The sequence below is a fragment of the Rhabdobacter roseus genome, from assembly GCF_014202275.1.
GTDB lineage: Bacteria > Bacteroidota > Bacteroidia > Cytophagales > Spirosomataceae > Rhabdobacter > Rhabdobacter roseus.
This window is the reverse complement of record NZ_JACHGF010000020.1, coordinates 15,077-38,682: the sequence shown is the minus strand read 5'-3', so window position 1 is coordinate 38,682 and position 23,606 is coordinate 15,077. Positions and strand designations below refer to the sequence as shown.

Here is a 23,606-nt window from a genome sequence, read left to right as displayed (position 1 = left end):
ACCTCTAGTCCGGGAGGCGGGCCAGCACGATGCCGTACTTTTCGTACAGGATAATTTTGGTGGGAAAGTCCACCAAACGATCCTTCCGGGCCAGTACCGTATCACCCGGCCGTGGCGCCCGCTCCTGGGCGAAGCGGCCGGAATAAAAATGAAAGCTCGGAGTATAATGATCCAAGACGACCAGACGCTGGTCGTCTTTTTCTTTGGCCAGCAGCGCCGCTTCTTTGATGGGTCGTTGCAGCAGATTTCCCAGCCGCGGCATCCACAGCCCGTTGACCGTCACCAGCAGCACCCCTCCCACTAGCAACGCCCGGAGCTCCTGGCTCCAGGTTTTACGAAAACCTACTAGTACCACCAGCCCCATCAGCAGCCCCATCGTAAGCAGGTACGGCAGGCCAAACTCCGCGGCGGCCCCTTGCATCACGGCCACGGCGTAGGCATCCTGAACGTACGGAAGTACCCAGGGCAGCCCGAAAGGTACCCCCGCCAACAGCAGCAAAAGCGCCAGCGCGGGCCACATAACGGGAAGCCGTTTGCTTTCTACCAAGTACCTGGCTCCCAGCACAAACAGCGGTGTGTAGCCGTAAACAAGGTAGTGGTGAAGCTTGGTACCCGAGAAAGAAAAAAAGACAAACACAAACCCAAACCACAGCAGATGAAACGAAAGGTACCGATCGGCCCAGAGCCGACGTACCTGGCCCAGCGCCGAAAGTACCACCGCCGTGTAGGGCAAAGTACCTAGCAGCAGCACTGGTACAAAGTAAAGTACCCCACCGTAGTGCCCCTCGAAGGCCGTCTGGAAGCGGTTGAGGTTATGATTAAAGAAAAAACCGTCGATGAAAGCCTGCCCCATTTGGCGGTACTGCAGCCAGTACCACGGCAGCGCCAACCCCAAAAACAGCAGCATACCCAGCGGATGCAGCACACGCAGCAGCGGCTTCCATGCCCGCCAGCGAAGCAGGTACAGCCCCGTGACCGCCCCCGGCACCAGCACCGCAATGGGCCCCTTGGCCAGAAACCCCAGCGCCGTGAAGCCGTAAAACGCCAGCAGGTACTTGAAGGTAACTTTCTGAAGTACCTCGTAAAGACAAAACATAGCACCCGCCAGGAAAGCGTTGAGCAGGGAGTCGGCCAGGGCGGCCTTGCCGATGATCGTGATCTGCAGCGAGCAGGTAGCCATCAGCGTAGCGAAGAAAGCCTCCCGCTCGCCCAGCGCCCGGCGTACAAACCGGTACAGCAGCAGCATCCAGCCCAGCGCCGCCAGGGCCGACGGCAGCCGCATGGCCGCTTCGGTCCAGCCCAAGAGCTGCGCCGAAAGGTACTGGAGCCAGTTGGTGAGAGGCGGCTTGTCGAAGCGGGGCTCCTGGTTGACGTAGGTAGCAATAAAATCGCCGCGGAGCGCCATTTCGCGGGTACCTTCGGCAAAGAAACCTTCGTCTTCGTCGAAGAGCGGGGCGTTGCCCAGGTTCCAGAAAAACCCAAAAAGAACAATACCGACCAGCCACCAGCGGTGGTCCAGGCTGAAAATCTTCATATTAATACACTATCCAAAATCAAAAGCGCCCCGGTACCTTCCCTACATCGCCATCATGCCGCCGTCGACGGGCAGGGCCATGCCCGTGACGAAGGTGTTGTCGGGGGCGCACAGCCACAGGATCGCCTGCGCCACGTCCTCGGGCTGGCCGTAGCGGCCCAGCGGGATGTTTCGTTTCAGCTTTTCTTCGTAACTCGGATCAATGGAAAATAGCGAATCAAAAAGCGGCGAGCGCGTAAAAACCGGGCACACGGCATTGATCCGGATGTTTTTGCGGGCGTACTCCACGGCCGCCGCCTTGGTGAGCCCCACCACAGCGTGCTTGGTAGCGGTATACACGGCGCTGTTGGGCAGGCCGCGCAAGCCCGCCACCGAGGCTACGTTTACGATGCAGCCGCTCCCTTGCTCGAGCATCTGCCGGAGCTGCTCCTGCATCCCGAAGAATACGCCCCCCAGGTTGATGTTGACGGTCTGGTGGTAGTCCTCGGGGGTAATGTTGGCCGTTTTGGCAAAAGTACCCCCCACGCCCGCGTTGTTGATGGCGATATCCAGTTTACCATACGTAGCCAAAGTACCTTCCACCAGCTGTTGTAGCTGGGCCGGGTCAGCTACGTCACAGGCCAGAAATGTAGCCTCACCGCCCGCTTCTTCAATGAGCCGCACCGTCTCGTGCCCGCCTTCCTCGGCCCGGTCGGATACGACCACCCGCCCGCCCTCCCGGGCAAACGAAAGGGCCGTGGCCCGGCCAATACCCGAGGCCGCGCCCGTAATGAGTACTACCTGCTGCTGAAATTTTTTCATGGATTTAAGCGAATTTAGTTTTGCCAAGTACCTATCCGGCCAACGCATAAAAACCCGGGTGCCCCCCCAAACCAGCTCAGGTGAAACGTCCTTTCTGGGGCCACCAGCGGGCGTAGTTTTGCCGCTGGATTTCAAGGTAGTAATAAAGTAGCAAACTAGTACTTACTCCCAGCAAAGCACCCACGTGGACGTCGATCGGGTAGTGCTGCAAAAGGTACATCCGCGAAAAAGCGACCATCAGCGCTGGCAGCAAACACAGCGCTTTCAGCCAGGGACACCGGGCCTGCAGCGCCAGCATCATGCATAATGCAAAGGCCGACGTACTGTGCCCCGACGGAAAGCTGGCGCTTTGGTACAGAACTACGCCCTCTACCCTATGCAACTCCGGCACTACCTGGCTCAGGGTATACCACGGCCGGTGGGCCTGGGGAAAAAGTACCTGCTTACCCAGGTGCACCAGGGTACTTGAAAGCAGGTAGCTGAGCAAAATCCGCAGGGAGTGGCGTCGGGAAAAAAGCAGCACTAGCGCCGCCACCGCGAGCACAAACAAACCATCGCCCCCGTAGGTACCATACTTGAAGAGCCCGTCCAGGGCGGGTGTCCAGTGGTGGTTGATCCGTAGTAAAATCTCGTTTTGGGAATAAAAGAACTGTAGGTACCCCGCGGCCAGCCATAGGATGGTAAAAGGTACCCCAAAAGGCCATTGCCGAAAAAAGAATTGCCCCATAAACTACCTGCTTGAGATAAGAACCGGGGCAAAGGTATTTTCAAACTACCAGCGGGGTGTTCGTTCGTCTATTATGTTTATTTTAAATCAGTTGTCTCCGTTTTTTTGTTTTTTTAATCTTCACCACTCCGTGGAATTCATAAAGCGCACGCCGCGCTCGCGCGCTTCGGCGTAGATGGCGTCGGCCAGGTACCCCAGATCCGTCACGTCCGACATGCAGTCGGTCAGTACCACCACCTTTGGTACCAGCTGCGGGGCGTAGCGCAGCATTTGGTGGAGGCTGGTCCCTACGCAGTGTGAGCGCGCTTCGCCCACCAGCAGCAGGCGATCGTAACCTTCGAGAGTGGCGATGAGCCCGGTATTCAGCTCCGTTTCGGGTACGCCGGGTACGGGTACCTGCGCCCGAAAAATGCCAAAATGTTCCGCCAGCGGATGTACCCCCTTCACGACCGCCTCGTAGTCGCGCCCCCGGCGGTGTACCCACGCGCGGGCGGCCGCCGCAATGGGCTCCGCCAGCGCCGCTCCCCGCGTACCCAGGAGGCAATGCTCCGGCCAGATGAAATGCTGGAACGCCCCTTCGGCTTCCAGTTGCTGGAGGTACTTTAGCACGTAGTCCGGCTCGAAACGAGGTACCCAGCGGCCCGCCGCCAGGTCGGCGGCCGTGATGGTCGTAAAGGGAGCCGGGGGGGTACCTTCGGCATCTTGCCAGAAGCCCGGATGGGCCACATCCAGCACCTGGTGCGTATCCAGCGTCACGATGAGGTGGTCGATGCGGTCGGCCTGCCGGTGGATGAGGTCGGCGATACGACGCACGTCTTCTTGGGCACCCGGTACATAGAGCGCCCCGCCGGGGTCGCAGAAGTCGTACTGAGCGTCGATAATGAGTAAAGCGGTAGTTTCTTCCATCGTAGATTAGTTAACAAAAGTACCTCCCCTAGTGTATCAGGGCCAGGCTTTGGGTAGTTGGAGCTGCCGGGCGTAGGATTGCGTGCACATGGTGTGTAGCTGTTGCAGCAGCTGGTTCACCCCGGACTCAAAATCCACGTAGTAGTCGGTATCCAGCTTCGTGAGCCGGTTCAAAATAGTCTGGGCTTTTTTGGCCATGTACAAAGCGCACTTGTCCGAGCGGGAAGTATGGTGTCGGAGCTGGTCGGCCTGCTGCGCAAAGAACGCATTGAGCATGAATAGGTTCAGGTCTATTTCGCCGTACTTATCCTTGGTCACCTTCACGTGGTAGGCAATATCGCCGCTCAGCGACCGCATGTCCATCATGATCCAGCCCGGCGAGTTGTGGGTCATGTCAGCCACGCGCGCGATGGTCCGGCGGATCGCCTCCCGGCGGTCATCCACGGTGGCCGACTCTTCGATCAGCTCAAAGAGCAGGCGGTCCGTCAGTACTTTATCCTTGACGACCAACCGTAGCAAAAGCTTGTCTTTTTCTTTGGGAGGTAGTTGAATGATCGCTTTTTTGAGAGAATCCGGGAGCGCCATAAGCCATAGCCATTTGGTGAATAGTGGGGTAAGCAGGCGATTGATCGCTTCGCTAACCCAAACAAATATAGCCTTCCCGGCGAAACCCGAAGGCTTCTCCTTAAAAATTTAAAAATAGTGCCCAGGGATAAAAGTACCTCGGAAGAATCGACCGGGGCGGGGCTATTCCTTTTTGGCCAGGCACTTCGCGCGCTGATGTTTCTCCGGTTTTATTGTCAATACGCTTAAATTTTAACGCTTCGGGCTACCAAAAGAACCAAAAGCGGATTAAATTTGCCCTCTATTGTATTCATCGATCATCATTTAGGGTATGCGTTTTACAACTCATCGAGCCGAAAGAGCTCCTCATTTCTACTCTGTATACGCGCTGGATTTTACCCAAAAAAGTACCCTGATCCCTTGAAAGTACATTTACAACCTCCCTCCCGCCGCTCAAAACAAAAAAAACAGGTAGCGCTTCCTATTAGTACTCACTTACACACACTAGCATGATTTCAGTAGCCATGTGTACCTACAACGGGGCGAAGTACTTACCGGAGCAGTTGGAGAGTATCATCCGGCAAACCCAGCCCGTCGATGAGCTGGTGGTGTGTGACGATGGCTCCACGGACAATACCCTGGAGGTACTGCGTACTTTTGCCCAAACCGCCCCTTTTCCCGTACAGATTCACCAAAACCCAGTGAACCTGGGCTCGACGAAAAACTTTGAGCAATGCCTGCTGCGCTGCCGGGGCGAGATTATTTTTCTGTGCGATCAGGACGATGCCTGGTACGACCAAAAAGTAGCCAGGACGGTGGCCTACCTGGAGGCACATCCCGAAAAAGATGCGGTATTTACGAACGCCCGCGTCATGGACGGCGACTCAACCACCAACGGCCGAACCATCTGGGAAGAGGTGGAATTTATCGAGACCCAGCAGGAGCTCTGGAACCAGGGACGCGCGCACGAAATTCTGTTCAAAGGCTTCGTAGCCACCGGCGCTACCATGGCCATCCGGAAGCGCTGCCTGGCTCGCCTCCTTCCTTTTCCGACGCACGTACGGCACCTCATCCACGACGCCTGGATCACGCTGGCCCTGAGCCTGGAAAACAAGATTGGGTTTATCCCTGAGTGCCTGAGCAACTACCGGATGCACGCGTTGCAGCAGGTGGGTTTTGGGGCCAAAGTAGAACCCGTACGCCTGCGGGATCGCCTGGTGCGGGACCGCTCCCGGAAGTTGAGGCCCATTCTGGAAAAAGCCGAGGAACTACAAGGTATGTACCAGCTCCTACGCGAGCAGCCTTTTGTGCCTCAGGAAAAACTGGCGAAGCTTTATTCAAGCCAAAAACACTTTGAAAAACGCGCTAGCCTACCCGCCAATCGCCTGCTACGGATTGGACCCGTGCTGACGGATGTACTCCAAGGACACTATCGGTTTAGCAGCCGGCACTGGTGGCTACCCGCCCTGGGCGATTTATTTGAATAAACAGTAGTAAAAAGCAACCGCAACGACCCGTGCGTGAAGTACCTCCCCGGCCCAATGCCGTCATTGTGATTCCGCTCTACAAAGCGGCGCTTAGCCCCGGCGAGCGCCAATCGCTTCGGCAGTGCCTGCACGTGCTGGCGGCCTATCCCATCGTGCTCATTAAGCCGCACGGCTTAGCGATTTCATCGCTACTACAGGAATTCCCGAAGCTAAAAGTACAGTCTTTCGACGATAGGTACTTCACCAGCATCGACACCTACAACCAGCTGATGGTGTCGGTAGCCTTTTACCAAACTTTTGGCCACTACGAGTACATGCTGCTGTACCAGCTGGACGCCTACGTATTTCGCGACGAACTACCCCTCTGGTGCCAAAAGGGCTACGACTACGTAGGAGCACCCGCACTCGAAACCGAGGCCGTGGATCAACTACCCGCCGCCGAGCATGAGCGCTACGCGCGCGCCCTCGACACCACCCGCCCGGTACTGAACGGCGGCCTGTCGCTCCGCCGGATTCCCTCGCTCATCAGGTACCTGCGGATCTACCACTTTTTTTACTCGGCCTGGCCCGGCAACGAAGACAAACTCTTTTCGCTCGACGCCCGCCGCCTGGCCCCCATGAAGTACTTCATCCGCCTGCCGACCTGGCGCGAAGCGCTCTTTTTTTCGTTTGAGAAAAGCCCCGCCGCCAGCTACGCGCTCACGGGCCGCCAGCTGCCGTTTGGCTGCCACGCCTGGGAGCGCTACGACCCGGATTTCTGGGTACCTTTCATGCCAACAAACTCGTAAAGTACCTCCAGCATTTAACAACTTTTAACATACTAAGCCTTTGCGCTCAGGCGTTTCTGCATTGCTTACCAAAGTACCCACTTTTAGTATTTGTAAAAACGTCATGAAAACATCTTTTACGCTGTTCGCCTTGGTTTGGGTGGGGCTGGCGGGGGCCTGGGGGCAGGTCACGCCCCGTCCGCGGGTCGATGAGCAGTCGGCTCCCTACGTGAAGATCACCCGCGTGGAGCTCACCAAGTCGTATACGATCATTGACATGCGTTTCGTGAATAGCTCCCTGCCGCGCGAGCTTTTACCCTTCTCTCGGAATCAAGGTGGGGTTATTCCAATCAGCATCAACCCGGACAGCCGCCTGTATGAGCCCGGCGTCACCAGCCGTAAGTTCGCCTTTGTGCGGGCCGAAAATATTCCGCCTTCGCCCGAAAGCCGTCGGGTTTATCCGGGTGACACGGTGCAGTTCCGGCTATACTACGAGCGCCTGGAGCCCGGCATCGAGGTTTTCGATTTTTACGAAGGCAGAAGTGCTCAAGGGTACAATACCTGGAATTTTTACGGCATTCACATTAAAAATCCCAAACAGCCCACGGCCAGCACCCAGGCGCGCAAAAGTACCCCAAAAGAAGCTCCGGCTCAGCCCCCCGCAGCGGAAGTACCCGCCCCCGAAGTACCTACGCCTACCTCCCGGACCGTGACCTGGCTGGGTACCGTCTACGACGCCCAAACCAAAAAACCCATTGCCGCCCAGCTCTCCTACGTAGAGGCAGGCGATACTTTGCAGGTACGTACCTCTTCGGGCAAGTACCGCCTGGGGCTGGCCGAGGGGCAGGCGGCCGTGCAGGTGTCGGCCAAGGGGTACCTAGGTACTTCGGGGGTACTTAACTCCGCCGAAGCGGCCGACCCGACCAGCCTGACGCAGGATTTTTACCTGGTGCCACTGGCGGCCGGAGCTAGCTTTACGCTGGAAAATATTTACTTCGCAACCGGCGAGTTTATGCTGCTGTCGGAGTCGCACCGGGAGCTGGACCAACTCGTAGAAACGATGCGCAGCAACCCGACGCTGCGCATCCGGGTAGAAGGCCATACCGACAACCTGGGCGACTTTGACAAAAACCTGGAGCTGTCGCGCCAGCGGGCTGAGTCGGTCAAAAACTACCTCGTCAAGCAGGGCATCCCGGCGGCCCGGATCGACACCCAGGGCTATGGCTCCACGCGCCCGGCCACCAAGGGCACTTCCGAGGCCGAGCGGCAAAAAAACCGCCGGGTGGAGGTGGTGGTGATCGAAACCTAGCGTCGGCATAAGGGTACTTTTTACCAACGGGAGGTCGTGCGGCCTCCCGTTTTTATTGGTTACCTTTGGTGGGCTATTAACTCCTTTTGCTTTTTTATTCCGCTATGAATTACGTTGAAGTATCACTTGAAACTACCCCCGACTACGTCGATATCCTCACCGCCGAACTGGCCGAAATTGGGTACGAATCGTTTGTAGAAAACGAGGACGGCCTGCTGGCCTACGTACCCGAGGCCGATTTTGACGAAAGTACCCTCCAGGCGATCCTGGCCAAATACCAGATCTTCACCGCAATAGCTTGTTCCTGGCAAACGTTAGAGAAGAGAAATTGGAACGAAGAATGGGAGCAGAGCTACGAGCCCATCGAAGTAGGCGACCAGATCCGGGTGCGGGCCTCCTTTCACGAGCCTGACGCCCGTTTTCGGCACGACTTGCTCATAACGCCCAAGATGTCTTTTGGCACGGGCCACCACGAAACCACCTGGCTCGTGATGAACGAGCAGCTCACGCTGCCCCATAGCGGGATCGACGTGATGGACGTAGGCTGCGGAACGGGGATTTTGGCCATTTTGGCGCGGAAATTGGGGGCGCAAAGCCTGCTGGCGTTTGACATCGACGAGTGGGCCGTAGAGAATACACGGGAGAATTTTGCGCTGAACGAGCTGCACGAGCAGGCGGAGGTTTTTGAGGGTACTATTGAAGAAGTACCGGCCCACCGGCAGTTTGGCGGAATACTCGCCAACATCAACCGCAACATTTTGCTCCGCGACATCCCTCTCTACGTGCAGCACCTGCGAGCCGGAGGCTGGCTGGTGGTGAGTGGCTTTTATGAGGCGGATCAGTCCGCTATAGTGCAGTGCGCCGAGCAGAACGGGCTGCTCCAGAAACGGAGCAGTACCCGCCACCAGTGGGCCACGGTAGTTTTTGAAAAGCGATGAATGTAACGTTATCCTAGTTGATTGATCTTGTGAACAGAACCGTATTTACCTCTCTATTACGCAGCCTTTTACTCGCCATCCTGGTACTGGAAGGTGGGTCCGCTTCTGCCCAGGCCGTACGGCTTTCCGAAGAGCCGGGGCAGTTTATGGTGGATATAAAGAAGCTGATGGAAAGCAGCAAGAACCCTGCCTACCTCAAGGCGGCGGAGGAGCTGGAAAGCATCTGGATGAGCCAGCTCAACACCACCCAGCAGCTACAGTTTGTGGGCCAGGTACGCCGCCTGGCCGCCAAAGGCCAAAAGGCCGGGCCTGTATTTGCGCTTTTGATGCACAACCTGCACACGGTCACTACCCAGCAGGGCGACATCAACGGCCTGATGATCATGCTGGACAAAGCCAGTGACAAGTACGACGGCAAAACGCTGCTGCGGCTGCTGGAAACGACCCAGCTGATCCTGGAAAAAAAGCAGCTCTACGCTTCTAATACCAATAAACTCTACCTCACCGAAGGCCAATATCGTTTCCGCTTCGACGACTCCCGACCCGACGCGGGCTCCCTCACCACGGTCAGCGACGGCTGGGACACCCCTGCCGACACCAACTTCTCGGTCCTGACTAAGTCTCAACCTATGCCTACCCTATCGGGCGCGCTGCTGGACTTGCAGGAGGCCACCTTTGCGATTGTGACGGCGCATGACTCCGTGGCCTTCGGGCCCAGCACGGGTAGTGTGTCCCTTCGGGAAGGTACCTTTGTGGGCAAAGGCGGGAAATTTACCTGGGAGGCGGCGGGCAACCCAGCCCTGTACGCCGCCCTCGACGAGTATACCTTCAATATGGCCAGTCCCAAGCTCCTGGCCGAGAACGTAACCCTGCACTACGACGAAAAGCTGGCCCAGCCCGTTAAAGGTACCTTTGAGTTTAGAAGCGCCCGCCGGGCGGCGGGCAAACCTACCACCTACCCGCGCTTTATTTCTCAGAAGAACGACGCCGTGCTGCGCAATGCGCGCAAGAGCATGGCCTACCGCGGCGGCCTCACGCTGCTGGGTACTTCCATGTACAGTACTTCGCTGAGCAACGAGCCCTCCACGCTGGTGGTATCGTACAAAGACCGCCCCGCCTTCCGGGCCACCAGCCTCCGCTTTGCCCTCAACGACTCGGTGGTTTCGGCCCCGCTGGCTACCTTTTCGATGCCGCTGGGCCGCGACTCCATCTACCACGTGGGGGTGGTATTCCGGTACAGCGACGACGCCGGCCTGCTGCGCCTCGAGCGGGCCGATGGCACGGCTTATGGCGGAATTGCCTACCAGGACAGCTACCACAAGATGAACATCTGGGCCGAAGGCATGCGCTGGTCTTTGGGCAAAGACCAGGTGGAGTTTTACATGATTTCCGGAAAAAAGGAAGTACCCGTGCGGTTGGAATCGTACGACTATTTCAGGCCGCAACGGTTTCAGGCGATGGCCGAGGAGTTTGGTTTTCAGCCGTTGCTCATGGCCACAACCTACGTGCAGTCGGAAAAGAAACAAACCTTTACGCCGGACGAGCTGGCCACGAAACTACGGCAAAACCCCACCATCCTGCGCCGGGCTCTCGAGCAGCTTAGCCTACAGGGGTACTTTGAGTACAACCAACTCACGGATGAGTACCGCGTCACGCGCAAGGGTATTCTGTACGTACTGGCCAATTTTGACAAAAGCGACTACGACAACTTCCAGATCTCCTCGCATTTCCAGGCCAATAGCGACGTGGCCAACGCTACCATCAACCTGAAAGATACCCTCCTGACGGTGCGGGGCGTGGAGCGCTTTGTGGTTAGTGATTCACTCAAAATTATTGCAACCCCCTCCGACAAGCAGGTGGTGATTGGGCGCAACCGGGATTTTACGCTCAACGGCCAGATGAAGTCGGCCAACTTCCGCTTTGCGGGTCGTGACTTAAAATTTAATTACGATCAGTTCTTTGTCAACCTCAACCAGGTCGATTCAATCACCTTCACGCCCCAGGAAAAGTACGCCAAAGGCCTCTCGGGTGAGGTAGGTGGTCACGTCAAGTACGAAAAAGGGGGTACTTTTTACCTAAACGACCCGAAGAATAAATCCGGAAAACAGAAGGGTACGAAATCGCCCCGGCTAGTGGTACCGGAAGGCATGACGGTATTCTTTGACCAGCCCATCCGCAGCCCGATCCTTTACGACCAAAGCGTTTTCTTCAAAATACCCAAGCTCGACTACGACAGCCTCGACCGCCGCGACGTGGCCTTTGTGGGTACTTTTAACTCCGACGGTATGCTGCCGCCCATCAAGACCACCCTCAAAAGCATGGAAGATAATTCGCTGGGCTTTGAGTACAAGCCCAGCGGGGACGTGAAAGTATACAACGGCCAGGCGACGGTGAAATTTACGGACCCGCTGGTAATGGACAACAAAGGGCTACGGGCCTCGGGGGTACTTTCGCACTTGTCGGCCACGCTACCTACCGAAAAAATGCTCTTTACCTCCGACTCGCTGGTGGCCTCGGGAGCCGAAGCCAGCATCAAAGAAGCGACGATCGGCAAGGGGTACTTTCCGAAGGTAGAGTTGAAAAACTACTCGCTGCGCTGGATTCCCAAAACCGACAGCATGTTGATCCTTTCCAAGGGCAACTCCTTCAACTTTTACAACGGCAGCTCCAAGCTGGAAGGCGGGCTGCTGCTGCGTTCGTCGGGGCTATACGGCTACGGACACCTCAAGCGGTCCGACTCGGAGCTCCGCTCGCAGGACATCAAGTTTAACAAAGAAGGCTTTGTGGCCAACCAATCCCAGTTTACCATTACGGACGGGCAGCAGCAGTCGTTCCGCTCCATTCTGCTGGGCCGCAACGTGGACGTCGACTTCAACGTGGCCAAAGGCCAGGTAGAGCTGGCTACCAACGCCACGGGCTTCGGAGCCGACTCGTCCAGCCTGGAGTTTCCCTACGCGGCCTACCGTACTTCCATCAGTAAAGCGCGCTGGGACATCAATAAGAAAAGCATTGCCATGAAGGGCGACGTCAAAACGTCTACCTTCACCTCCACCGCCCCGGAGCAGGAAGGGCTTACTTTTAACGGCTCGGCGGCCGTGTACGAAGTAGAGAAAATGATGCTGAGCATCAGCGGGGTACCTTACATCCGCACCGCCGACGTGAAGATTATCCCCGACAAGGGTGTAGTGAGCGTGAAGAAAAACGGCGAAATGAACGCCTTCAAAAATGCCCGGATCGAGATCGATACCCTCAACAGTTCGCACCGGCTGCGCAATGCCGACATCCGGATCACCTCCCGCAACCGTTTTGAGGGCTCGGCTACCTACCAGTACATCACGGCGCGCAAGGATACCTTCAACATCAAGATGGAGAACTTCGAACTGCGCGAGCTGGGCGCACCCGAAGTGACCGCCAGCCGTCGCGCCAAGTCGGCCCCAAGTACCCAACCGGCGGGTACTACCTACTACACTACCGCCCGGGCGGAAGTCCGGGAGGACGACAAGCTGGTTCTTTCGCCCCGGATGCAGTTTAAGGGCGGCGTGCGCCTGATTGCCTACGAGCCTTCGCTGCAGCTGGACGGGTACATCCGGCCTATGCTCAAGCCGCGGCCCGATTTGACCAGTTCGTGGATTGTGTACAAGGAAGCCCCCGGCGAAATCCTGACCATTAAAGTAGATAAAAATCTTAGAAACGAGGTTGAGCAGCCTCTGTTTGCCGGCCTGCACTACCGCCCGAGTGGCGGCATGTACCTGAGCTTTTTGTCGCCCAAGGAGTACAGTCGCGACCAGGATATTTTTACCGCCGAAGGTACCTTGCGTTTTGACGAAGAAAGCAAAGCCTTCCGGATTTTGCCACCGCCCGGCGCGGATGGGCTCGTCAACGAAGCCCGCGCCTTTACTTTCAACGACCAGAAAGGCACCGCTACCTTTGCCGGTCCGCTGAAGCTCGTGGCCGCCGACTGGCTCACGGCTGCCGGTACGGTGGATGCACAGGTAGACAGCCTGCGCTTTGACTTCAACACCCTGCTGCTCATGAACCTGCCCGCGCTCACGCCGGTATTGCCGGAGCTGGCAGCCAAAATAGTCCAAACCAACCTGGACGAACAGAACAGCGACGCGGCCGAAGATGACCCCACCCGCCTGAACACAAAGCTGGCCGTACTCATTGGCCAAAAAGGAGCCGACGACTACCTGACCAAGACCGCGGCGGGCTACAAGCCTCTTTACGAAGCATCGGCCACGCTGGATGCGCCTATAGTACTTTCCAACGTAGACCTTCGCTGGTCGGAGATACACGGAGCGTACTTCTCCTCGGGGCCGATCGGCGTATCCAACCTGGGCCGCCATGACATCAACGCCCAGATGGAAGGCATGCTGGAGATTCGGCGCAGCGACCGGGGCGATGAGTTCAGCTTGTACCTGGAAGTCTCGCCCGACGTGTGGTACTATTTTGATTACTCCCAAAAGCAGCTGGGGGTGGTGTCTTCACTGGTTGATTTTAACGATCAGCTTTTGGCCAAATCCAAAAACGCTAAAACCAAAGACATGGAACTGATTTCCCTGGGCTTTGAAGAAAAGGCCATGTTTACGGATCGCTTCTACGATTTTTACCAACCAGCGCTTAAAAAAGCGAAGCTCGTCAAAGCGGCGGAGAAAAAAGACACCAAGAAGAAAACGACCAAAAAGGCCGCTGAAACCCAGGAAGGCTTTTGATTATCAAATAGTTAAATTATTGTTATGAATTAATTTTGGCGAGTCAATGTTAGGGGTAGCGGGTACCCACACTTGCAAAGTCCGGGAAGAGTTGTATTTTTGAGTAAAAGTGCCCCAAACAAGTCAAATTTTTATTGATAATATCCAACAATGAGCGTTGCCTTATTTAGTATTACCATTTTGTTTGCCTACTTGTTAGGTTCTATTCCTACCTCCGTATGGTATGGGATCGGCTATTTTGGGGTCGATGTACGTCGACTCGGCAGCGGCAATGCCGGCGCTACCAATACCTTCAGGGTACTTGGCAAAAGAGCGGGTACCATCGTGATGTTGATTGATGTGCTCAAAGGCTGGACGGCTACCTGCCTGGCACCGCTGCTTTACTACTTCAATGCCATTGGCGACTCCGAGGTACTTACTTACAAGATTATCTTTGGGATCATCGCCATCGTGGGTCATATTTTCCCGGTTTTTGTGCGCTTCAAAGGAGGCAAAGGCGTAGCTACCTTGCTGGGGATGGTCCTGGCGGTTCATTCGGAGCTAGCGCTGGTGTGTATTACCATTTTTATCCTGACGCTGATTGCCTCGCAGTACGTTTCGCTGAGCTCGATTCTGGCTACGCTGGCCTTTCCGGTACTTTCGCTGCTGGGCGTTTTTGGCCAGCCCGATCCCTTGCTGGTGGCCTTCGGCTTTGCCATGTTTTTGCTTGTTGTTTTTACCCATCAGAAAAACATCGTCCGGCTGCTAAAAGGCAACGAAAGCCGGGTCAATATTTTCCGCAATTCAAAAAGAGACCAGTAAACCTTATCTATATTATCTGTGAGTCCCGAAGGCCGTATGGCCTTCGGGCTTTTCTTTTTAACTTCGGGCCGTGAAGTACCCCTTGCGACAAGGTACTTTACAGGCAGGTACTTTTCCGAAAAAGGTACCCCTCGCTTTCATCTGACAAACCGCTTTATCTATGACCAACTACCTGGACCAACACCGCGACCGCTTTCTGAACGAACTGCTGGAGCTCCTGCGCATTCCGTCGGTCAGTGCCGACTCGAAATTTAAGGCCGACGTCCGCCGGGCCGCCGAGTACGTCCGTGACCGCATCCAGGACGCCGGGGCCGACTCGGTTAAAATCTACGAAACGCCCGGCCACCCCATTGTGTATGGCGAAAAAATGGTGGACCCTGCTGCCCCGACGGTGCTGGTATACGGCCACTACGATGTACAGCCCGCCGATCCGTACGAGCTCTGGGACTCTCCGCCCTTCGAGCCCGTGATCAAGAACGACCGGATCTACGCCCGGGGAGCCTGCGATGACAAAGGGCAGTTTTACATGCACATCAAGGCGTTGGAATTCATGCTGGCAACGCATAGCCTCCACTGCAACGTTAAGATCATGATTGAGGGCGAGGAAGAAGTAGGCTCCGATCACCTGGGCGAGTTTGTGAAGCAGCACCGCGACATGCTCGCCTGCGATACCATCCTGATTTCGGATACGAGCATCATTGCCAACGATGTACCTTCGATTGAGGTAGGCCTGCGGGGCCTTACCTACCTGGAAGTAGAGGTAGTGGGCGCCAACCGCGACCTGCATTCGGGCGTGTACGGCGGGGCCGTGGCTAATCCCATCAACGTACTTTGCGACATGATCGCTTCGCTCAAGGACGAAAACGGGCACATTACCATCCCGGGCTTCTACGACAACGTGGAGGTACTTTCGGACGAAGCGCGTAAAGCAATGAACGAGGCGCCCTTTGATCTGGACGCTTACCAAAAAGACCTGGGCATCGACGAGGTCATGGGCGAAGCGGGCTACACGACCATCGAACGTACCTCCATCCGGCCTACGCTGGATGTGAACGGAATCTGGGGTGGCTACACGGGTGAAGGGGCCAAAACGGTACTTCCGGCCAAAGCTTTCGCCAAAATTTCCATGCGCTTGGTACCAAACCAAACTGACAAGGAAATCGAGGCGCTCTTTACCCGGCATTTTGAATCCATCGCTCCGGCTTCTGTGAAGGTAAAAGTGAAACCTCACCACGGCGGCCTGCCCTACGTGAATCCCACCGACTCCGTGGAGTACGAAGCGGCTTCGCGCGCCATGGAAGAAGCCTTTGGTAAAAAACCTATCCCGACCCGCGGCGGCGGAAGTATCCCCATCGTGGCGCTGTTTGAGCAGGAGCTGGGCGTTAAGAGCGTCTTGATGGGCTTCGGGCTCGACATCGACGCGCTGCACTCGCCCAACGAAAGCTACGGGCTTTTTAACTACTACAAAGGCATCGAAACCATCCCGCTCTTCTACAAGCACTACGCGGCGTTGAAAAAGGCGGAATAAGTACTCTAACTACTTACCAAAAAAAGCAGGAGTCTCCATCAACTCCTGCTTTTTTTATAACCACAAGTACCCAGGTACCTTTCCGATATTTGTTGGACCAGGAAGTACAAGAACCTCTCATTTCAATACTCTGTACTCACGAAACAACGCCAGCCTACCTACTACACCGCGCCTATGGCTTTTCTTAGCTCTATCGTTGGCTGGGAGTAGCCGATGGGTCAGTCGCCGAGACCCGCCCTGATTTTATGGGGTAAAAAACCGAAGTGCTTCTTAAAGGCCACCGTAAAATGCGTGGCGTGCTTGTAGCCCATCAGGCGGGCCACTTCCGACACTTTCTCTTCGCCTTCACTGAGCAACTTTTTAGATTGCTCCATCCGGTGCTCATGCAGGTACCCAAACACGGTATTGCCAAATACGCGTTTGAAATGGCTTTTTAGATTATACTCGTTAGTACCTGCCTGATGCGCCAGATCCTTCAACGAGAAGGTTTTGTCCAGGTTGGCCAGCATGGTTTCTCGTACCAGATGCATTTTCTCCACGTCTTCCTTTTTTAAATCGCCCCAGGACGGTAAGGTACTTAGCTGCTCGTACTGCCCGAGCTGCAAGGCCAGCAGCTCCACGATCTTGGCCTCCACGAAGAGGCGTTTGTAGCACCCTCCCAGTTCGCAATGCAGCAGCTCGTACAGAATGGTGCTGATCCGGGGCGTAATGGGCAGGCCGTTTTCACGAAGGCTTCGGGGTACTTTATCCTCTAGATGCTGGCGGAAAGCGTGGTAAAAGGGGTGGCTGGGAGGGAGGTAGTTAAAGAATAGAGACGGCGCTATATTGATACTAAAAAGCTCGAGGTGCTGGTGGGGCTCCCAGGCCAAATCCAACGTAAAGGGGGGCAGGATCAATAGATTATGCTGGCAGGGCGCAAAAGTAGCGAAGGGACGGCTCTGGCCCAGGGCCCGGTATTCGCTGCTACAGCGAACCGAAAAATGCAGCTGAACCACGGGTTCGCAGTACTCGATCAGGGTACTTTTGGATTGCAAGAGGCGCTGATTCGTATATGACAGATGGATGCCTTTCGTAATTAAATCGTAGGTACTTCCCTCGGCGTCAGCCTCCTGGATGGTATTCGTGTTTTCCACCAAGATGTCTATTCCCTTCTCCAGGCGCGACGCACAGTAGGATTGCACCAACGGCTCACCCGCTTTCTTGATTCGTTCAATTTCTCCTTTTCGCGTTAGTGATTCTCCTTGATACGTCATTTCTAAAACGTTTCTGCGAATATCTTTGCACGAAATTAAGTTTATTTAGACAATTTATAAATAAAAAGCTTCTTTTTCTATTAACATAGCAACCGAATCATGCATAAAAAATTACTAATTGCCTTCTTGATCTACCTCGGCGGCTTAAGTACAATTCAAGCTCAGGAGCGCGGCCTACGAGGTAAAGTGGTTGACGAACAAACGGGAGAGGTACTTCCGGGAGCGGCTGTCACCATCAAAGGTACCAACGTAGGTACCACCTCCGATCAGGAAGGACGGTTTAGGCTTCCGGCCAACGCCGGACAAACCCTCGTGGTATCGTTCATTGGCTACACGGCGCAGGAGATCGTCATTGAAAGCCTTAGCCAACCCCTCACGGTTAATCTTAAGGAAAATTTCAATCAGCTTTCGGAACTGATCGTGACGGGAGCACTGGGCATTAAGCGCTCGGCGCGGGAGCTTGGTGCGAGCGCGCAGATTGTGAGCGACGAATCGCTGAACCAGGCCAAAACCATCAATCCTATTTTTGGTTTGAGCAGCAAAGTATCCGGCCTGCGCATCAACATGTACGACAGTAAGGTAGATCCGGCCGTTCAGATCACCCTGCGCGGCAACCGCTCCCTGAGCCGCTCGGCCGGGATTGACGGCCGCGGGGCCAACGAGCCCATCTACGTGGTAGACGGCATGCCCGTACCGGACATTGCCCGGCTCAATCCCAACGACATCGAGAGCATTACGGTACTGAAAGGGGCCAACGCCGCCGCCCTCTACGGCTCGGAAGGCGTCAACGGGGCCCTGATGATCACCACCAAGTCGGGCAAGCAAGGCCGGGGCGTGGTGAAGATCAGCAACACCACCACGTTCTCGCAAGTGTACCTGCTGCCCAAGTACCAGTCCGAATTTGGGCAGGGAGTCAATGGTGTGTACGATCCGGTACAGTTTGAGTCCTGGGGCGACCGCTTCGATGGGTCGATGCGAAACTTCGGTCTTCCGCTGCCCGACGGTACCCAGCCTCAGCTGCGCTACGCCGCCCGCGATACGGATGCCCGCCTGGATTTATTTCAAACGGGCGTCAACCAGCAAAACGACGTGTCCTTCTCGGGTGGCGACGAGCGAAGTACCTACTTTCTGTCGGCGCAGTACGTCAAAATCAAGGGAATAATTCCCCAAGACGAAAGTGACCGGATCAACTTGCGCTTCAACGGCGCGCGGCAATTTGGCAAACTGAACACGACTTACAACGTCAACTACATTCATTTCAAAAAGAACACGACGCCCGATGGTCCCTGGATCGGTGCCTATCGGTACCCGGCCAACTTCGACTTCGGCATGATGAAAGACTGGCGCGACCCGCTTTCGCCGGGCAACCCGCTCAACTACTTTACGCCGCAGGGAAGCTGGATCCGGAATCCGTACTTTCTGATAGACAACATCCGCGACCAAACGCAGCAGCAGGTGCTGAACGGAAAAATTGACTTCGATTATCAATTTACGCCCTGGTTTAAGGCGTTGTACCGCGTAGGCTTGTACAGCCTCTCGGAAGAGACGCGCAGCACGACGGGCAAATTTGAAGCACCCGGTACCCGCAACACCGTCGGGACCGTGAGCGATGGTACCAACAACTACCGCCGGGTAAACAGCGACCTGATCCTGACCTTCAACAAAGATTTTGGCAAAGTAAGTACCCGCCTGCTTGTGGGCCAGAACCTGCGCCTGGATAGCCGGAAAACCACCAGCATTGGGGCCAGCAACCTGCTGTATCCCGATGTATTCAATCCAGGCAGTCGCGTGGGCGAGCTCAACGGCAGCGTGGCGCTCACGCAGTACCGCACGGCGGCGGCTTACGGCGAATTTACGGCGGGCTATGACAACTACCTGTTCCTGACGCTGACGGGCCGCAACGACTGGGTGTCGGTACTGAGTCCCGAAAACCGCTCCTACTTCTACCCCGGCGTAAGCGCCTCCTTCATCGCCAGCGAGGCGCTGGATTTCCTCCAGAAAAGCAGCCAGGTTTCGTTTGCCAAACTGTACGCTTCCTGGAACAAAACGGGCAACGTAACGCTCACGCCCTACCAGCTCAACAACCCTTACGCGCAGAGCAACGGCTTTCCCTTCGGTGGCCTGGTGGGCTTCTACCCTAGCCTCACCAACCCCAACCCCAACATCAAGCCCGAGTTTGTGACGTCGTTTGAGACGGGCTTGCAACTGGGCCTGTTCAACAACCGCCTGAACTTTGAAGGTACCTACGTTTTCTCCGACTCCAAGGGGCAGATTTTCAACGCCAACGTTTCGCGCGCTACGGGCTACAATACGGCCTACATCAACGCCGGCCGCATGACCAACAGCGTGGTAGAACTGGGCCTCAACGGCGACGTGGTACGTACCTCCGCCCTCAAATGGAACGTGGGCGCTACCTTTACCCACATTAACACCCAGGTAAAAGAACTCTACGACGGCGCTACGTCCCGCCAGAACTTCCGGCAGTCGTACGCCATCCTGGGTCGGCAGTACCCCACGCTGCTGGTATCGGACTACGTGCGCGATCCGCAGGGCCGCGTGGTAGTCGATGCCCGGACCGGCGACCCGCGCATTGCCGCCAACCCCGACACGGTAGGTACCTTGATACCGCCTTATTTGATGGGAATAAGTACCCAGCTCAACTACAAAGGATTTAGCCTCGGGATGCAGTTCGACTGGCGCATGGGCGGCTGGCTCTACTCCGAAATCGTGCCCGCCATGTACTCTTCAGGTACCCATCCGGCCACGGCATACAACGGTCGCCAGCCCTTTGTATGGCCCAACTCCGTCATTGAAACCTCCGAAGGAGTGTATACCGAAAATACGACCCTCAAAACCTCCAGCGCCGACCGGGCCTTCTGGAACCGCCAGGGCCAGGTTCAAAGCAACACCATGGCCAAGGCCGATTTCTTCAAGCTGCGGGAGCTCAACCTGAGCTACTCGCTACCGAAGGCGTTGCTGGGTCGACAAAAAGTCATTAGTGAAGCCACCATTGGCTTCGTAGCTACGAATCTCTTTATCATTCGCCACAAGGACAACGACCACGGCGACCCCGAGTACCTTTACAACAACACCGACGGCTACGTGAGCTTCCGGCAGGTACCTCCCTACCGTACCTACGGTTTTACCATGAATGTGGCATTTTAAGTAGTTACAAAAAAAAAACCAAAAGCCCGCCTCGGCAAATGACAACGGGCTTTCCGAAGATAAACCTTATGAAAAGCGTTCTAAAATTTATCATTGCCATCACGGGGGTACTTTCCTTTTCCGCCTGCGATCAGTTCCTGGACGTTAACGAAAACCCCAACGCACCGGGCGCTACCACGCTTCCGTTGAGCGCTAAATTTCCCTCGGCGCTGGTGGCTACCGTGAACCTGGAAGTGGGCCTGCACAACCAGGTCGGCGCTTTCTGGGGTGGCTACTGGGGTACTACCAACGAGGGCGTGGGCCTGTACATCGACCTGAAAACCTACAATGGGCCGGAGATTCGGCACCAGCGCGACGGGATTCATATTTGGGAAAATAACTACAACACGCTGCTCTACTACCAGCTCATTCGGGAAGAAGCCCAGGAAAAAGGGGCGCTCTTCTACCTGGGAGCGGCCAAAATCATGCAGGGCTGGCATTTCCTGCGCCTGGTAGACGTCTACAACGGGGTACCTTTCGACGACGCCCTGCAAGGTACCAAGGTACTTTCGCCCCGCTACGAGGACGGCAAAACGGTGTACGAAAAAGCCATCAACCTCATCACGGAAGGGATCGTGGATATGAAAAGTACCCTTCCCGGTACGGAAGCCAGCACGGACGACATCCTCTTTAAAGGCGACAAAACCTTGTGGGCTAAATTTGGCAATACCGTGAAACTACGCGCCCTGGTGCGTCAGAGCCAGGTGGCCGGGCAGGCTTCCTACATTACGTCCGAAATTCAGAAGATTCAGCAGGAAGGAAGCGGGTACCTGGGCGTGGGACAGAGCGCCCTGGCCCAGCCGGGCTACCTCAACACCGCCGGGAAGCTCAACCCCTTGTGGGAGACTTATTACCGCAACGTGCAGGGTGTCAGTACCAACGCCCGCGAGGACATCCGCCCCACGAACTTCCTGCTCGGCAAGTACCAGGAGCGCAACGACCCCCGCCTGGCCAACCTTTACGTAGCCGTCAACGGGGAATACAAAGGGGTGATTTTTGGTAACCAGGGTACCGCCCCCGCCTACGCACGGGCCGCGACTTCCCTCTTCAAAGGCCCCAACGAAAACAGTAGCCGCCCCGCCGCCCTTTTCAAAAGTGCCCAGCAGGCTTCGGTACTTTTGGGTTCGTTTGAGAGCCTCTTCCTGCAGGCCGAAGCCGCCCAGCGCGGCTGGCTGCCCGGCTCGGCTCAGACTTTTTACGAGCAGGGTATTCAGGAGTCGTTTAAGTACATGGAAGTACCCGCGGCGGAGTTTGCGGCCTACAACGCCCAGGCGCTGGTCAACTTCGAGCAGGCACCGAACAAAATCGAGCGGATCCTCGAGCAAAAATGGCTGGCCCTCAATAGCCTCAACAGCCTGGAAGCCTGGAGTGAGTTCCGCCGTACGGGCTTTCCGGACATCCCCGTTTCGCCCAGTGCGCCCACACCCACGGCTCGCCCGCTGCGCTTCATGTACCCCGAGTCGGAGCTGATGACCAACGGCGAACAAGCCCGAAAAATGGGCGGTGACGACACGCTCAAAGACGCCGTTTGGTGGGATCGGTAATAGTCCGCTCTTGGTCCACGCGTATTTCCAAAACTAGGCCTTGGCAGCAAGGCCTAGTTTCTGTTTTGTAACCAATAACCCTTACCCTATACCTCCTCTGCTATGGCTGCTGAAAAAAAGAAATCCCCTCAAACACCCTGGCAACGGGTGCGAAAGCTGCTCAATGACCTCCATCTTTGGATGGGTCTGGCCAGCGGACTCGTCGTTTTTGTGATTTGCCTGAGCGGTACCATCTACGTGTATAATACGGAGATTCGGGAAATAGCCTCGCCTGAGCTGTACCGCGTGGAGCCGCTGGCTGAACGCCTACCGGCCGAGGAGCTCATCAAGCACGTAAAAGCCAGCACGGGCGGGAAGGTACTTTCCCTGAAAGTACCCCATGATCCGGCGCGTTCGTACCAGGTGACGGTACGCCCGGCCGAAGAAAAGAAGGACGCCGAGCCGGGGAGCGAGCCAAAGCGAGGAGATGGAAAACGAGATGAAGCGGAAGCCAAAACGGAAAAAAGCGGGGAGGCCCCCCAACGGAAAGAAACCGAGAACAGCGCGCGCGATAAGCCCAAAGAAGGAGAATCGCGCCGCAGTGGCGGTCCGGCGGGACCCGGTGCCGGACCGGGCGGGCCCGGCGGGCGGGGCATAGCCTACCTGGTGAACCCTTACACGGCGGACATCCTGGGCGAGGCGCGAGCCAAGACCGCTACCTCCGAGTTCATGCAGACGATGTTCAGCCTGCACCGCTGGTTGCTGCTGGACAAGATCGAGGAGCCGCTCCTTGGCGAACTACCCAACCGGAAGCTGGGAAGCTACATTTCGGGCTGGGCTACGATTCTCTTTACGCTTGGGGTACTTACGGGGATCGTTATTTGGTTTCCCCAGAAAGTAAAAAACTGGCGGCAGGGCTTGTCGGTCAAATGGTCCGGCAACTGGAAGCGCATCAACCATGACCTCCACAACACGCTGGGCTTTTACGCCTGCATTTTGCTCTTTCTGATGGGTGTTACGGGGCCCTTTTTCTCGTTTGATTGGTACCGCGAGGGCCTGCGCAAAACCCTGGGTACCTACCAGCCCGAAGATGCCCCCCGCCCCGAGCCGCCCCAATCCCAGCCACCCGCTCCCGGCCAGCAGGCTTTGGTACTTTCCATCGCTGACTACCTGGCCGCCGCCGATGAGGTACTTGCTTACCCCGGCGACTACACCCTTACCCTCCCTACCGACTCGACGGCCGCCGTGACCATCAGCAAAAACCGGACGGGCTTCTTTGCACCCGCCGCCGCCGATCGCCTGCTGCTGGACCAATATACGGGCCGGGTACTTAGCGTGGAGGTATTTCGGGACAAACCCTTCAACGAGCGCGTGTCGGGCTCGATCAAGGCCCTCCACCTGGGCGATGTCTACGGCCCTTTTTCCAAACTGCTGTACTTCATTGCCTGCCTCATTGCCACAAGCCTACCCATAACGGGTACCCTCATTTGGCTCAATAAGATGAAGCCCAAGAAAGCCAAGAAGAGCTCCGAAAAGGTACTTGTGGACTAGC

The 23,606-nt window shown here is 56.2% G+C and carries 16 protein-coding genes; 10 read left to right on the top strand and 6 right to left on the bottom strand.

The features are described from left to right. Positions 1-4: 4 nt before the first annotated feature. The 5 genes from HNQ92_RS27955 to HNQ92_RS27935 all read right to left on the bottom strand — a co-directional run bounded on the left by HNQ92_RS27955 (position 5) and on the right by HNQ92_RS27935 (position 4,553). Positions 5-1,534: an ArnT family glycosyltransferase gene (locus tag HNQ92_RS27955; RefSeq protein WP_184179966.1), complete on the bottom strand. Its 1,530-nt coding sequence runs from the start codon at positions 1,532-1,534 to the stop codon at positions 5-7. Positions 1,535-1,576: 42 nt separating this feature from the next. Beyond that, positions 1,577-2,335 carry a glucose 1-dehydrogenase gene (locus tag HNQ92_RS27950; protein WP_184179962.1) on the bottom strand — a complete coding sequence of 253 codons (759 nt, stop codon included), beginning with the start codon at positions 2,333-2,335 and terminating at the stop codon, positions 1,577-1,579. 76 nt (positions 2,336-2,411) lie between these two features. Continuing rightward, a complete protein-coding gene (locus HNQ92_RS27945) occupies positions 2,412-3,062 on the bottom strand; it encodes a phosphatase PAP2 family protein (protein ID WP_184179958.1) in 651 nt (216 codons plus the stop codon). Between the two features lie 120 nt (positions 3,063-3,182). Beyond that, complete coding sequence (locus tag HNQ92_RS27940) at positions 3,183-3,968, bottom strand: cysteine hydrolase family protein (protein ID WP_184179955.1); 786 nt, start codon at positions 3,966-3,968, stop codon at positions 3,183-3,185. 36 nt (positions 3,969-4,004) lie between these two features. Beyond that, positions 4,005-4,553, bottom strand: coding sequence for a hypothetical protein (locus HNQ92_RS27935; RefSeq protein ID WP_184179952.1), 549 nt, complete (start codon positions 4,551-4,553; stop codon positions 4,005-4,007). Positions 4,554-5,041: 488 nt separating this feature from the next. Between HNQ92_RS27935 and HNQ92_RS27930 the strand changes: the two genes are divergently transcribed. From HNQ92_RS27930 to HNQ92_RS27900, 7 genes are all read left to right on the top strand, one after another. Next, positions 5,042-6,019, top strand: a complete 978-nt coding sequence (locus HNQ92_RS27930) for a glycosyltransferase family 2 protein (protein ID WP_184179949.1) — start codon at positions 5,042-5,044, stop codon at positions 6,017-6,019. A 29-nt stretch (positions 6,020-6,048) separates the two neighbouring features. After that, on the top strand, positions 6,049-6,807 hold the full coding sequence (locus HNQ92_RS27925; protein ID WP_343063059.1) for a DUF5672 family protein: 759 nt from the start codon (positions 6,049-6,051) through the stop codon (positions 6,805-6,807). A 103-nt stretch (positions 6,808-6,910) separates the two neighbouring features. Further along, positions 6,911-8,095, top strand: coding sequence for an OmpA family protein (locus HNQ92_RS27920; protein WP_184179946.1), 1,185 nt, complete (start codon positions 6,911-6,913; stop codon positions 8,093-8,095). Between the two features lie 104 nt (positions 8,096-8,199). Then, on the top strand, positions 8,200-9,033 hold the full coding sequence (gene prmA / locus HNQ92_RS27915) for a 50S ribosomal protein L11 methyltransferase (protein WP_184179943.1): 834 nt from the start codon (positions 8,200-8,202) through the stop codon (positions 9,031-9,033). Between the two features lie 29 nt (positions 9,034-9,062). Then, complete coding sequence (locus HNQ92_RS27910; protein ID WP_184179940.1) at positions 9,063-13,745, top strand: hypothetical protein; 4,683 nt, start codon at positions 9,063-9,065, stop codon at positions 13,743-13,745. A 150-nt stretch (positions 13,746-13,895) separates the two neighbouring features. Further along, a complete protein-coding gene (gene plsY, locus HNQ92_RS27905) occupies positions 13,896-14,546 on the top strand; it encodes a glycerol-3-phosphate 1-O-acyltransferase PlsY (protein WP_184179937.1) in 651 nt (216 codons plus the stop codon). Between the two features lie 160 nt (positions 14,547-14,706). Continuing rightward, positions 14,707-16,074: a dipeptidase gene (locus HNQ92_RS27900; RefSeq protein ID WP_184179933.1), complete on the top strand. Its 1,368-nt coding sequence runs from the start codon at positions 14,707-14,709 to the stop codon at positions 16,072-16,074. Between the two features lie 218 nt (positions 16,075-16,292). On the opposite strand, the gene HNQ92_RS27895 is transcribed toward HNQ92_RS27900, so the two are convergent. Next, the gene (locus HNQ92_RS27895; protein WP_184179930.1) at positions 16,293-17,327 is read right to left on the bottom strand and encodes a helix-turn-helix transcriptional regulator; all 1,035 of its coding nucleotides are present in this window, start codon (positions 17,325-17,327) and stop codon (positions 16,293-16,295) included. A 99-nt stretch (positions 17,328-17,426) separates the two neighbouring features. Here HNQ92_RS27895 and HNQ92_RS27890 point away from each other — a divergent pair, with 99 nt between their 5' ends. The 3 genes from HNQ92_RS27890 to HNQ92_RS27880 all read left to right on the top strand — a co-directional run bounded on the left by HNQ92_RS27890 (position 17,427) and on the right by HNQ92_RS27880 (position 23,605). Continuing rightward, positions 17,427-20,492 carry a SusC/RagA family TonB-linked outer membrane protein gene (locus HNQ92_RS27890; RefSeq protein WP_184179927.1) on the top strand — a complete coding sequence of 1,022 codons (3,066 nt, stop codon included), beginning with the start codon at positions 17,427-17,429 and terminating at the stop codon, positions 20,490-20,492. Between the two features lie 68 nt (positions 20,493-20,560). Next, positions 20,561-22,075: a SusD/RagB family nutrient-binding outer membrane lipoprotein gene (locus HNQ92_RS27885; protein WP_184179924.1), complete on the top strand. Its 1,515-nt coding sequence runs from the start codon at positions 20,561-20,563 to the stop codon at positions 22,073-22,075. A 102-nt stretch (positions 22,076-22,177) separates the two neighbouring features. Beyond that, positions 22,178-23,605, top strand: a complete 1,428-nt coding sequence (locus HNQ92_RS27880; protein WP_184179921.1) for a PepSY-associated TM helix domain-containing protein — start codon at positions 22,178-22,180, stop codon at positions 23,603-23,605. Position 23,606: the final 1 nt, after the last annotated feature.

Excerpts from the sequence above, each read along its gene's own strand:
- HNQ92_RS27955 (WP_184179966.1), bottom strand. The coding sequence starts at position 1,534 with ATGAAGATTTTCAGCCTGGACCACCGCTGGTGGCTGGTCGGTATTGTT.
- HNQ92_RS27950 (WP_184179962.1), bottom strand. The coding sequence starts at position 2,335 with ATGAAAAAATTTCAGCAGCAGGTAGTACTCATTACGGGCGCGGCCTCG.
- HNQ92_RS27945 (WP_184179958.1), bottom strand. The coding sequence starts at position 3,062 with ATGGGGCAATTCTTTTTTCGGCAATGGCCTTTTGGGGTACCTTTTACC.
- HNQ92_RS27940 (WP_184179955.1), bottom strand. The coding sequence starts at position 3,968 with ATGGAAGAAACTACCGCTTTACTCATTATCGACGCTCAGTACGACTTC.
- HNQ92_RS27935 (WP_184179952.1), bottom strand. The coding sequence starts at position 4,553 with ATGGCGCTCCCGGATTCTCTCAAAAAAGCGATCATTCAACTACCTCCC.
- HNQ92_RS27930 (WP_184179949.1), top strand. The coding sequence starts at position 5,042 with ATGATTTCAGTAGCCATGTGTACCTACAACGGGGCGAAGTACTTACCG.
- HNQ92_RS27920 (WP_184179946.1), top strand. The coding sequence starts at position 6,911 with ATGAAAACATCTTTTACGCTGTTCGCCTTGGTTTGGGTGGGGCTGGCG.
- prmA (WP_184179943.1), top strand. The coding sequence starts at position 8,200 with ATGAATTACGTTGAAGTATCACTTGAAACTACCCCCGACTACGTCGAT.
- plsY (WP_184179937.1), top strand. The coding sequence starts at position 13,896 with ATGAGCGTTGCCTTATTTAGTATTACCATTTTGTTTGCCTACTTGTTA.
- HNQ92_RS27900 (WP_184179933.1), top strand. The coding sequence starts at position 14,707 with ATGACCAACTACCTGGACCAACACCGCGACCGCTTTCTGAACGAACTG.
- HNQ92_RS27895 (WP_184179930.1), bottom strand. The coding sequence starts at position 17,327 with ATGACGTATCAAGGAGAATCACTAACGCGAAAAGGAGAAATTGAACGA.
- HNQ92_RS27890 (WP_184179927.1), top strand. The coding sequence starts at position 17,427 with ATGCATAAAAAATTACTAATTGCCTTCTTGATCTACCTCGGCGGCTTA.
- HNQ92_RS27885 (WP_184179924.1), top strand. The coding sequence starts at position 20,561 with ATGAAAAGCGTTCTAAAATTTATCATTGCCATCACGGGGGTACTTTCC.
- HNQ92_RS27880 (WP_184179921.1), top strand. The coding sequence starts at position 22,178 with ATGGCTGCTGAAAAAAAGAAATCCCCTCAAACACCCTGGCAACGGGTG.